The 11684-nt window shown below is 38.1% G+C and carries 7 protein-coding genes; 4 read left to right on the forward strand and 3 right to left on the reverse strand.

Translation table 11 applies throughout. From position 1 onward, the window contains the following. Window positions 1-1280: 1280 nt before the first annotated feature. Window positions 1281-2084 (reverse strand): MOSC domain-containing protein, encoded by an 804-nt coding sequence (locus tag F6K22_RS15840; RefSeq protein WP_293099513.1) that lies wholly within the window; start codon window positions 2082-2084, stop codon window positions 1281-1283. Between the two features lie 1439 nt (window positions 2085-3523). Between F6K22_RS15840 and F6K22_RS15845 the strand changes: the two genes are divergently transcribed. Further along, complete coding sequence (locus F6K22_RS15845; RefSeq protein WP_293099516.1) at window positions 3524-4948, forward strand: O-antigen ligase family protein; 1425 nt, start codon at window positions 3524-3526, stop codon at window positions 4946-4948. 187 nt (window positions 4949-5135) lie between these two features. Here F6K22_RS15845 and F6K22_RS15850 read toward each other — a convergent pair whose 3' ends face one another. After that, entirely contained in the window at window positions 5136-5894 is a 759-nt protein-coding gene (locus F6K22_RS15850; RefSeq protein WP_293099519.1) for an SDR family NAD(P)-dependent oxidoreductase, read from the reverse strand. Between the two features lie 503 nt (window positions 5895-6397). Beyond that, window positions 6398-7273, reverse strand: coding sequence for a beta-carotene hydroxylase (gene crtR / locus F6K22_RS15855; protein ID WP_293099522.1), 876 nt, complete (start codon window positions 7271-7273; stop codon window positions 6398-6400). Window positions 7274-7787: 514 nt separating this feature from the next. Here crtR and pyk point away from each other — a divergent pair. From pyk to F6K22_RS15870, 3 genes are all read left to right on the forward strand, one after another. Further along, window positions 7788-9551 (forward strand): pyruvate kinase, encoded by a 1764-nt coding sequence (gene pyk / locus F6K22_RS15860; protein WP_293099524.1) that lies wholly within the window; start codon window positions 7788-7790, stop codon window positions 9549-9551. A 727-nt stretch (window positions 9552-10278) separates the two neighbouring features. Then, window positions 10279-10371, forward strand: a complete 93-nt coding sequence (locus F6K22_RS15865) for a helix-turn-helix domain-containing protein (protein ID WP_293099527.1) — start codon at window positions 10279-10281, stop codon at window positions 10369-10371. A gap of 167 nt (window positions 10372-10538) precedes the next feature. After that, entirely contained in the window at window positions 10539-11333 is a 795-nt protein-coding gene (locus F6K22_RS15870) for an RNA-guided endonuclease InsQ/TnpB family protein (protein ID WP_293099529.1), read from the forward strand. Window positions 11334-11684 lie beyond the last annotated feature (351 nt).

Below are 11684 nucleotides of genomic sequence, written 5' to 3' on the forward strand. Positions count from 1 at the left end.
ATGCCTAGTTGGGGTTTGACTTGAGCGCTCGAACCCTACTTGGAGTTTTTACTCATAGACCTCTCCAAAAATCAAAAGTAAAATCAATTACTTCTCTGTGTTTCCTGTTCCCTCTTTTCTGGAGATGTCTAATACTGATGGTAGAATCTCCCAAGTCATTTGAGTTTTATTATGCTATCGTGTCAAATTATTTATCGGCATCTTTTAAGCTTATTAGTAAACCAGCTATACTAGATTTCATATAAAGATCAAACCAGGCTTGTATTTATCGAACGGTTTAAAATAGTAGCGCTCGCTCCTGAACGCCAAAAGTTAGATTGGTTGCAGAAACCAGACCAACCACCTTTGTTGTTGCAGGGAAGGCATTTGCAGGAATTTTTGATACAGCGCTTCCCGTTGTTATGAGGTACAATAACTGGACTTTTGATAGGGTAAATATTTTTTACTTGTTCCCCTACTCCCTTACTCCCCTACTCCCTAAAACCCTCAATATATGTACCTCATAGCTTCGGAAACTGCTGTATATTTTGAGGATAAGTCAGATTGTACTTTGTGGTATATGGATTATAAGGTGGTATAGTTATGGGTATGACCTCTCCCCCAACCCCTCTCCTACGAGGAGAGGGGTGAATAATTTTTAATTTTCAATCCAAATTTCCCAACAATGGTATTTGTTCAAGAGCTTGCAGGGGTTAACCTCTGGGAAACAAACCTCACGATTTTTATCACCTGTCAAAGCGGGTTAGGAAACGTGTAAACGGCAGAAGGAAGTAGGAGAGTGTGGGGATATGGGGAGATTGAAGTATAAATATGCTGGTGCATTGTTATTATGTTTGTTAGGAGGCGCGACAGTGGGAGCATATTGCTCCCGTACCTCGTATTTTTTGACTACTTTGCTGGCATTGTTAGTACGCGCCAGACAATAAAACCTGCAAATAAAACATAACCTGCAACTCCTACCCAGTCTTGCCAACTTCCAGATAATTGACTTTCCATAATTTAATTTCCTATCGGTTTTTTTTAGATTATAATGATTTTTCCTAAAAAAACAAGAAACTAATATTATCAGAACTTATATCAAGTAACATTAATTAAGCGCAATATAGGAACATTGTATGCAACGTCCCTACAAGGTTAGGGAAAGATTGTTTATTATAGTTATTTAACATGGGAAAACAGGGGCGGGTTCATTTAATCAAATTTTGATACCATTAATTTAACACGGAACCCGCCACTACTATTGGAACATTTTAGGTGTGGTGTGTCACGCCACTAGATACTTAAAGACTCAAAACCTGTAAAATACTTCCCACCGCCACTACCCCATCACTATCAACAGTTGCTAATACCCCCGTGTGAGCGTGACCATATTTTTCTTTCAGCACCGATAATAATGGAACATCGCTATCGCCAGTTTCTGGGTCAACCTCAATATTCATACACCGCCTAATCTTAGCAGTAACAGTAATCTCAGCTTCACCTAAACACAACTTTTTCCCCACCAAATCAAATTCTGACCAAGCATCAATTCCTCCCACAACCACATTAGGACGAAATCTCCGCACATCTAATACCTGACCAGTCTTTGCTGCCAAATCATCCATAGTTGCTTGACTAATAATAGAAATATGTACGGGTTCCCTGTCAGGGTAACGACTGTTTTTCCCATCCCCTACTAACTGCAAAGGTGCTTTATGAGGATGTTGCGCCCCTTTGTTCGCTTCCAGAGTCGTTAAATAATCTGTAAAAAAAGCACTTAAGCGATCGCGACCCTCAGACAAACTTGTATTCTCCCTGACCAACTGAACCCCTTGCTGTCGCACAGTCAAAACATCTGTTGCTGGGTCAAAATCGCAATCTAACGCAGCTAAACCAGGCCAGTCATTCTGTACAGCAAAATGCTTTTTCCTCATCCAAGGTATTACTTTTGCTGGGGTCTGGTTTTCAGAGTCAAGAAACATCAAAGCAAAAGCGCGATCTCCTCTAATACCATGACCCGCATTTAGGAAAAGACTCTGACAAACTTTAGGAGTTAACCCCTTAACTGGATGGATAAATAACTGTTTGACTGTTGCTGATTTCATGTTATTAGATAATAATGGAAAATTTAAAAAAATTATAGCAAATATGATTTAAGGTTAGCGCAAAATCAATATTTATCCAGAAATTTTGAAACCTTTGTAATGGTCTGTTAAAATTATATTTTGGCTAGTGAGAGCATCTTGCTCTCATGGGTGATATAAAATCCGGTAGCATCGGTATAAAAAAGTAGAGAAACCGGGTTTATTAAATACTCCACCATACTAACATCTACCTCCCATAAACCCGGTTTCTTAATACTCCAAAGCAAGCGGATTTGATATGAGCGAGACGCTCACATTATAAACACTCCAAAAGTCAGCAAAATTTGTAGTAGTTAGGGAAAGTCTGAATTTATTAGATATTAAGTCATTTTTCTAATGTACAGTTTTAGCTGTGTCAGTCCAGTAGGGTGCGTTAGGCTATTATTAGACCTCTGGTGGAAAAGAGGGAACAGGGAACACTTAACTGGGAACACGGAGAAGTAATTGATAATTTCTGGATAAGAATTGATTCTATTTTGAATTTTCACGCCTATGTCTATTAGGAATATATTATCTCTAAGAAAGTAGATTGCGCCGTAAGGCACCTAGTAGGATAAGTGCTATTTATCTAGAATCATTAAACATCTACAGAAAAGAGTGAGTAAGGAGTAGGGGGAAATAATTGACGGTTTCTGGGTATGGGATTGATTTGATTTTTTATTTTTGGAGATATCTATTAAACATTGGCTTGCTCTACTACTAAAATAGTGCGTTACGACGGATTGTTAAATCGTTTTTACCGAAGAATTAATAATTAATAATTAAATAATTCTGGTTGAAAGCCTCCCCTTGGATAGGGGAAAACAAAGACAATATTCCTTATATTCAATTCCGTAACGGTTTTAAGCAGAGTTAATTATCAATTATCCATTAATGAAATCTATGATTTTTTAAAGAGGGAGTAGGGAGTAGGGGAGAAATATTGTTGTTGGGTTTCATCCCTCAACCTAACCTACATCTAAAATGGTGCATTACGACGGATTGTTAAATCGTTTTTACATCTATGATTTTTTAGTGTCTAACGTACCCTACTGGACCGTTTAAACTAAATTAGATTTGTCATTGCGTTTCGCTCTGCGACATGAAAAGCGCAGCTTTGCGATAGCAAACGACACTTAAGCAATCTCCAGACACTTTTCTATTGCAACATTTAAGATGAAACAGTCCACTACCAATTTTGCTATATCTGTTGGGTTGCACTGGTGCTTAACCCAATCTACTGGCGTGTCTAGACTAAAATTGTGGATGTTTGAGCGAGGACCTAGAAGACCTCTCCCCCAACCCCTCTCCTTGCAGGAGAGGGGTTGGGGGGTTAGGTTTTTTAACTTACATTTTCAAGTTTGACACGCCACTACTATAAAGTTGAGATAAAATATTCTACTACCTAATACTAAAAAAAATTGAATTATCATTCTGACTATTATTTACATAAAGAGTGGAAATTAACTAAGCTAGGATTATTAATTTTCCCTTTGTTGCCAACTCTGGGAATCTTAACTCTAGTTTTTGCAGTTATTAGCACTTTTGTCAAAAAATGGCGCACTATTATTACCTCTTCCTACAATATAGCCTTAACTTGTCTAGGTCTCTGGTTAGCGATCGCCACCTTTTTTGCCTGGAACCGCCAAGAAGCATTTTTAGGATTAGCTAATTTATTACCTTTTTTTGGAGTGTTTGCTGCTTTTAGTGCCTTAATTAAAACTCCGGCACAACTACGACAACTTTCTTGGGTAATGGTAATTTCTTCAATACCTGTCATAATTTTAGGTTTCGGGCAATTATTTTGGGGTTGGTCTGGTCTCCTAAATTTACAGATTATTTTTGGTTGGATACTTGCACCACAGGGCAACCCCCCTGGGCGAATGGCTTCAGTATTTATGTATGCTAATATTTTGGCAATTTATTTGAGTGTTGTTTTTATTCTAGGGTTGGGGTTGTGGATTGAAAAATGGAAATCTTTATACTCAGTTACCTTTAAAAATATTATTCGGTCATTGCGACTGCAACGGAGTGGAAGGAAGAAATTTCATCAACTCCAAACTACTACAACAGAATACAATTTAAGACCAGAAGCAAATTTCGGTAAAAGTTTAAGTCTGAGCGAGATTTTTCAGAGCAGTTCCCATCAAACATTTATTTTTCTCACAGTTACAATGATTGGTAATGGCGTTGCGTTAATCTTGACAAATTCACGCAATGCTTGGGGACTAGTTGTTTTTGCTGGTCTAGCTTATGCTATTTATCTGAGTTGGAACTGGTTGGTAGGATTAGTAATGACAGCAGTGGCAACTGTCTTCGGAGCTGCTTTTGCTCCTGCACCTTTAAGCAAATGGTTACGAGTTATTGTTCCGGAATACTTTTGGGAACGACTCACAGATCGGAATTTTGACCGACCTGTAGCTATTTTACGAACTACCCAATGGCAGTTTGCTGGGAATATGACTAGGGAAAAGCCGTTTTTCGGTTGGGGTTTGCGGAATTTTACTCCTCTGTATGAAGCACAGATGCAAACATGGCTTGGTCATCCTCATAATTTGTTTTTGATGTTGACGGCAGAAACTGGAATTCCTGCTACTTTGTTTTTGTGTGGTTGGGTAGGTTGGATATTGGGGAAGGCAGTCTTGTTATTAATTAATTGGTCTGATATTAATTCTAAAGAAGACCGTTTAATCTTTTTTAGTTATTTAGTGGCTTTTGCTGCCTGCACTATATTTAATATGTTTGATGTGACGTTGTTTGATTTACGAGTTAACACAATTGGATGGTTGCTTTTAGCTGCAATTTGCGGAGTCAGTCGCTTCGCTGAAGTCTCAAGTCAGAAGTAATATCATTGGGTAGTCTACTCGCGTAATGGTATATTTGGATTAACAACGCTACCGCAAGGGAGCAAGATGCTCCCACGATCCTTCCCTTTGACCCAAATAATTACAATAGACCACGATTACAATGCACCACCACCTATCATTGCGATCTAGAGCTGATAGCTGATATCTGAATGCTATACTAAAAAATTCAGCGCACATAAGAAGCACCATTAATATCAATAGTTGCTCCTGTGGTATGAGGTGATAAACCAGATGCTAAAAAAGCTACTACATTGGCAACGTCTTCTGGTGTTGCCAACTTACCCAAGGGAATATCACGGGTAGCAAATTCTTCCCCTACTTCTTGCAGATAACTTTCTACTCTCTCAGTACGGACAAACCCTGGTGCAATCGCATAAGCTAAAATATTATCCTTAGCAAAACCACGAGCAATAGTACGAGTTAGAGAAATAACACCACCTTTGCTAGCAGCATAGTGAATATGTTCGGGGTCATCTCCCCGAAAAGCAGCACGACTAGCAATATTAATAATAGTACCACCCTTGCGAGTCTGAAAATGACGAATTGCTTCTCGACATAGATCGGCAACTGCGACTAAATTTACTTGCAAAGTTTGTTGCCAAGCATTAGTCCAAACATCTATTTCATCATCTACGCTAGCACTCACAAAAATACCAGCATTATTCACCAAAATATCAATATGATTTTTCCAGGCGATCGCCTCTTGCCACAATTTCACAGCAGCATTTTTCTCAGCTAAATCTACCTTTAATAAATAACATTTATCTTGACCAATTTTCTCGGCTATAGCTTCTGCTGCTTGCTGTTTATGATAGTAGTGTAAAATCACATTAGCTCCTGCTTTTGCGAGAGTTTCTACTGTGGCAGCACCAATGCCACTAGATGCACCTGTAATTAAAATAACTTTTCCACTTAAGTCAATCATTTCTTGAAAATAGGGAGTAGGGAGTAGGGAGTAAGGGGAAATAATTTATGATTTCTGTAGGATAATTTATTTTATTTTTGGTTGTTTTGCAAGTTATTTTTTCTTATTGGAGAGTTCTATCATTTATAGTAATTTTTCAGTTAATAAAATATAGCAACCAAGGCTAAAAGCTAAACAAATAGAGGAAAAATATTAAGACCAAATAGCTAAATGCTTAAAATAACTGAATCTTAATTACTAGATATTTTAGTCTGTTTTAATAACTTCCATACTCATCATAAACAGGAAGTTATTAAAACAGATAATTAATTTCTGAAATCTATTAAACATCTCCAGAAAAGAGGGAATAAGCAATAGGGAATAGGCAGAATTAATTGATGATTTATGGATATAAATTGACTTTATTTTAGATTTTTGGAGATATCTATTAATAATAATTTATGCACAAGAATTAGTAACTATAGTCTAGCTAAAAGCTAAAAGCTGACAGCTAAATGCTGAGGCTAATGTTTATGAAACCTAATTCCTAAAAAAACATCATACAGAAAACTCCAAAAGTTTTTTCCTTGCAACAATCCCAAAGATTGAGGAGAACCTTTAACATCTAACAGTGGTTTCATTACTTCATAAGCAGGTTTGTAATTATACCAAGGTATAGAAGGCCATAAATGGTGAATCAAATGGTAGTTCTGCCCACCAATTAGGATATTGAGAATGGCACTTGGATAAACTCTAGCATTGTGCCAGCGATCGCGCTCCTCAAAAGGACGGTGAGGCAAATAATCAAAAAACAACCCTAAAGCAATACCCACGACTAAAGCAGGGGAAAACCAGAAATTTAAAATATAGTCCACAAACCCATAATATATAGATAACCCTACAATGATGAAGACTATCAAACGGCTGAAAAACCATTCCCATAGCTCAAACTTTCGCCACAGTCGTCTTTTAAAAAAGAAGATTTCATGGTAGAAAAAACGAGCTGCAATTAGCCACAGAGGGCCACCAGTAGAAACAAAATGATCTGGGTCATTTTCTGGATCATTAACGTGGGCGTGATGCTGTAGATGTACTCTTGTAAATACTGGAAAGGCAAAACCTAAAAGTAGGGCGCTGCCATGACCTAAAATAGCATTAACTAAGCGGTCTTTATGGGCTGAATTATGGGACGCATCGTGAATAACTGTTCCTGCTATATGTAAGGCTAGTACATTCATTAAAAAGCAGCACCATCCAGGAAAGTACCAGCAAAAGTGACCACAGGTTGATAAAACAACTATTCCTAAAGCACTCAAAAACATGAGTAAGTTAGTATTTAAGCCTCCAGAAGGGCCAAGTAACTCTCTTGGGACTGTTGTTTGCAGTCCTGCCTCTAACATTGTTATTTTCACTCCTTAATATTAATTAACACTTCTTCTGGTAGCATACGATACATACAACTTTTTGTAAAGATATATGAAACAATATAAAGTAAATAGGATAATTAGCATTTTTGTCAAGGGAGAAAATAAAAAAAAGTTAGGGGAGATCCCCATAGCTTTAATCAAGATCCCAAAACTTAATTAGAGAAAATCCTGGTTTTTGGTTACTAAATAATATAAGAGTAAAAAGTAATCCTTAAATAGTTAAATTGAAATCTGTTGATTATGCTAGTCTAATATATCAATATTACCCATGAGCATAATAACCAATAAACTAGATAGAACTGTAACTTTGTCCAGAAGTTAATCAACTATCTTTAAATTTAAACTCCGCCCTTAAGTGCGAGGTCTGATTAAAAAAATCTAAATTTTTGTTTTTTGAATAAGTTAAGTGTTTATAGAGTAATTACTATATACAAATAATTAAAAATCAAGATATTTATCCTACCTAATCTACCAACACCCTAAACTCATGGAACTACAAAACTGTCTGCGTCGAACCAAAATAGTAGCCACTATTGGCCCAGCCACTACTGAACCTGATGTACTTCGGGAACTAATCAAGGCTGGCGCTACAACCCTGCGACTCAACTTTTCTCACGGCACCCATGACGATCATCAACGTAGTATTCGGCTGATCCGACAAACCTCTTTTGAGCTAAATCAACCGGTAGCCATTCTACAAGACCTTCAAGGACCAAAAATTAGATTAGGAAAATTTGAAACAGGCTCAATTTCTTTAGATCGTGGAGAGCCATTTATTTTGACGAGTCACTTGATGCCAGGAACTCAAGAAATTTCCTCTGTAACTTATGAACTTCTTGCAGATGAAGTGCCAGAAGGAGCAAGAATTCTCCTCGATGATGGCAAAGTAGAAATGTTGGTGGAGAAAGTAGATAAAGCAGAGAAACAGCTACATTGTCGGGTTGTAGTTGGTGGTACTCTTTCTAATAATAAAGGTGTCAATTTTCCAGGGGTTTATCTGTCAGTTAAAGCACTGACAGATAAAGACAGAAAAGATTTAATGTTTGGTCTCGACCAAGGGGTAGACTGGGTAGCACTTAGTTTTGTCCGTAACCCCCAGGATGTTTTAGAGATTAAACAACTAATTGCTAATGCTGGGAAAAAAGTGCCTGTAATTGCCAAAATAGAAAAACACGAAGCGATCGAACAAATGGAAGAAATTTTGGCTTTGTGTAATGGAGTTATGGTTGCTCGTGGAGATTTGGGGGTGGAGCTACCAGCAGAGGATGTACCGCTGCTGCAAAAACGATTAATTTCTACTTCTAACCGGATGGGAATTCCTGTAATTACTGCTACCCAAATGTTAGATAGTATGGTGAACAACCCCCGCGCTACCCGTGCCGAAATTTCTGACGTGGCAAATGCAATTATTGATGGTACTGATGCAGTAATGTTATCGAATGAGACTGCAGTAGGTAACTATCCTGTGGAAGCTGTCACAACAATGGCGACCATCGCCAAACGCATTGAGCAGGAAGTTATTACTTGCAATGTTTCTAGTATGAATGAGACAGGTCATTCTATCCCTAATGCAATTAGTCAAGCTGTTGCTCAAATTGCCCAACAGTTAGATGCTGCAGCTATTATGAGTATGACAAAAACAGGTGCAACCGCACGAAATGTATCTAAGTTTCGACCAAGAACTCCTATTTTAGCAGTGACTCCCCATGTGGATGTGGCGCGACAGTTACAACTTGTTTGGGGTGTCCGACCATTATTGGTGTTAGATTTGTCTTCTACTGGTCAGACTTTTCAATCAGCAATTAATGTAGCTCAGGAAAAGGAGTTATTGGTTGATGGAGATTTAGTAGTGATGACTGCGGGTACTTTGCAAGGTGTAGCAGGTTCAACAGATTTAGTTAAAGTTGAGGTAGTAACTGCAGTTTTGGGTCAAGGTACTGGAGTTGGTCAGGGTTCTGTGAGCGGTCGCGCTCGTGTCGCTCGTAGTGCGACAGAGGTTCGGGATTTTAACCCTGGAGAAATTTTGGTGGTTAATCAGACAAATGCTGAGTTTGTGGAGGCAATGCGAAAAGCTTCTGGAGTGGTGACGGAAGAGGATAGTGTTACCAGTCATGCTGCAATTATTGGTTTGCGGTTGGGGTTGCCAGTGATCGTGGGAGTTAAGGATGCTACCAATGTGGTGCGGGATGGAACAATTTTGACGTTGGATACTCAAAGAGGTGTGGTTTACTCTGGAGCTAGTCGCAGGTAATCAGTTATCAGTTATCAGTAGTGGACTGACACAGCTAATTTTGTGCAAAATTTGTAGGGTGCGTATTTACGGCTAAAATCTATACTGTGAAAGGTATTTAACAATCCGTCGTAACGCACCATTTTAGATGGGTAACTCCAGTAGGGTGTGTTGCAACGCACCTTAGACTAAAGCTAGACTATAACAAATAATTTTGCCTAAGTCCTCTTAGCGATCGAAAAAACCTATCTTCTCGCTTTAATGCCAAATCTCCCTATTCTTCCTACTCCCCATTCCTTGCTCCCTATTAGTATTCAACCTGACATGATATAAGTCTCATATAGAATCCGGTTATAGAACCCATTTGATAGCTATATAATTATGTTAGTCAAGTCTTTTCGTGCATCAATTTTGAGGAAAAATCATCTGAAGGAGTGTTGAATTTTTTGTATTATTTCTCCCCACATCTTTCGGCGTTGCATAGAGTGTGGGATGAATTGTAGCCTTGGATAAAAAATAAGTATGAAGTATTTAAAGATAAGATTTACCTGTTCCAAAAAGATTCATCCCTTGATTCAGCAACGCCCATCTTTCTTCTTCCCTCTGATTCCCTCTTACCTCCTGTCTCCTGTCTCCTGTCTCCTGACTCAAGGCGTTAAAAACTTAATATTTATGAAGATACCTTCAGGGGCTTGTAACTGTTGGCTAAAATCTGGTATTATCTATAAAAATCTGGGATTATCTGTTTATGCTACTTGGATTCAAAACTGAGTTACACCCCACAAACCAGCAAAAAACATTGCTGGCTAAACACGCGCTTTGTAGCCCGTCATGCCTATAATTGGGGACTATGGTTAACTAGGAACATTCTCGATCACAATTCAAATAATCCTGACAGTAAACTTAAATTTCCCACATCTATCGACCTGCATAAACTTTTGGTGGCAATGGTTAAACCGAATAACTATTGGTCGATACGAAGTCTCTAAAACAGCGCCTCAATATGCTTTGAGGTATTTATCAAATGCTTGGAAACGTTGCTTTACCAAAGTGTCTGATCAACCTAAATTCAAGAAAAAAGGTAGAGACGATAGTTTCACTCTAGATGGCTCAATCTCAGTAGGTTTTAATCAAATTAAATTACCCCGAATTGGATGGGTGAAAACTTTTGAAATATTACCAGATAATATCAATCCCAAGTCTGTAACCATTAGTAAAAAAGCTAATCGTTGGTTTGTCAGCTTTAAAGTAGAAAGAGAATCTCAAAACACTGAAAAATCAGTAGATGTAGTTGGTGTAGACTTAGGAGTTAAAACTTTGGCAACATTGTCAACAGGAGAAGTATTCGATGGTGGTAAACCTTACAAAAAATTAGAATCCAAACTATCACGATTGCAATACCTAAACAGACATAAAACCAAGTTTTCGTCTAATTGGAAAAAAGCACAGCTAAAAATAGCTAAATTACACAACAAAATAGCTGACATCAGGAAAGATAAGTTGCATAAACTGACTAACTATTTGGCTAAAAACCACAGCCAGATAGTAATAGAAGACTTAAATGTATCAGGAATGATGTCAAATCACAGCTACGTTGCATGCAACGTAGCTAAGGCCGTTGCTGATATGGGTTTTTATGAGTTTCGTAGGCAGTTGGAGTACAAGTGTGAGTTATACGGTTCTGAGCTAGTTGTTATGGATAGATGGTTTCCTAGTTCTAAGACTTGCAGTAGGTGTGGAGCTGTTAAAGAGTCTCTGTTGTTATCAGAGCGCGTAATCAAATTGCGAACACTGCAATTTTAGCTGTGATCGAGACTTAAATGCAGCGTTAAATTTAGCTATGGCGGTCAGTTCGACCGTGACAGCTTGCGGACTGGATAACGCCGACGTTGCCAGGTAGAAGCAGGAATAGAACAGATTATTTATAGAAAATCATAGATTTATATAGATAATCATAGGTTTCTAAGAACGGTTCTATATGATATATGTTTATCATTCTATCCAAACTCCCCACACTCCCCACACTCCCCACCCCCAACTATATCAGGACTTACGCTCCAAGCGCCATATCTTGTAGGGGCATCTATGCGAATCGCCCCTACATATGGCGTATAATTGCATATTTTGCGTAAGTCCTGTATATAATAAGTATTA

It is taken from the genome of Okeania sp. SIO2F4 (genome assembly GCF_010672385.1).
GTDB lineage: Bacteria > Cyanobacteriota > Cyanobacteriia > Cyanobacteriales > Microcoleaceae > Trichodesmium.